This is a genomic window from Oleiphilus sp. HI0117 (assembly GCF_001635235.1).
The window spans coordinates 1-1,226 of the sequence record NZ_LWGA01001065.1 but is presented as its reverse complement, the minus strand read 5'-3'; the positions used below and the strand labels follow the sequence as shown (position 1 = coordinate 1,226).

At 36.3% G+C, this 1,226-nt stretch carries 2 protein-coding genes; both read left to right on the top strand.

Translation table 11 applies throughout. The features are described 5' to 3' along the window. The first annotated feature begins 77 nt into the window (after positions 1-77). Positions 78-917: an alpha/beta fold hydrolase gene (locus A3757_RS19070; protein ID WP_231875553.1), complete on the top strand. Its 840-nt coding sequence runs from the start codon at positions 78-80 to the stop codon at positions 915-917. An 8-nt stretch (positions 918-925) separates the two neighbouring features. Then, positions 926-1,226: PAS domain S-box protein (locus A3757_RS19065; RefSeq protein ID WP_156506422.1), on the top strand; the 301-nt coding region annotated here is incomplete at its 3' end.

Genomic DNA, 1,226 nt, shown 5'->3' with positions numbered 1-1,226 from the left:
GAGACCTACTACTATGCTATCTTTAATAATATCTTTACTTAAATTCAGCAACACTTTTTATTGCACGGTTCATTGTTATGATTGATCAAAAAGTTATGTGCCACGATAAAGCGGAAATATTGAAAAGAAATAATGTCAATATTTCCGGAAACGGAGACAAGATAGTTCTATTGGCACATGGTTTCGGCTGTGATCAGAATATGTGGCGCTTCATGCTTCCAGCGCTTGAGAAACAGTTTAAAGTTGTTTTGTTCGATTATGTTGGCTCTGGAAAATCAGACTTAAATAGCTTTTCTAAAAAAAGATACGCAAGCCTTGATGGTTATGCGAAAGATATAGAGGAAATATTATTAGCTTTAGATCTTTCTAATGTTTCGATCATTGGCCATTCAGTAAGCTCTATTATTGCAGGTATTGCCTCGATTAATTGCGGTGATAGAATTTCCGATATTACCATGATTTGCCCTTCACCTTGTTTTATGAATATACCTCCAGATTATATGGGTGGATTTGAGCGAGAAGATTTAGAAGAGCTAATAAACTTAATGGACAAGAATTATATAGGGTGGGCGAACTATTTAGCTCCTCTTGTTATGGGTGCGGGGCACTCGCCTGAACTTATTGGAGAGTTATCTGGCAGTTTTTGCAGTACAGACCCCGTAATTGCAAAAACGTTTGCTATAGCGACATTCTTCTCTGACTACAGAACAATGTTAAGAAATATACTTAAACCGACATTTATTTTTCAGAGTTTAAAAGATTCCTTAGCCGCGCCAGAGGTCGGAAAATATATGGCTGAAAATATAAACGATAGTCAATTAGCTTTAATTGAGGCCGAGGGGCACTGCCCCCACATGACCGATCCAGCCCTACTTATGCCTTTACTTATAGATTTCATAAATAGAAATAAGGCTTAGGTGCTGAAGTGGATTCTTTCTTAGACAGTTTCCATTCTGGTCACTTAGTTGTGAATTCTAAGAGAGCTATTACTTATAGCAATAAGCATCTATTGACCTTACTTGGCTGGAAAAAAGAAGAACTGTCTTCAATGCCACTGTCTAATATTTTCACCAAGGCTTCAAATATTTTTATTGACAGTTATGTTTACCCATTATTGATTAATGAGTTTTATGCTGAAGAAGTGCAACTTACTGTGATTACATATCAAGGTAAAAAAGTTCCAGTAGTGGCCAGTATAAGTTTAGATAAAGAACACACTACTTACT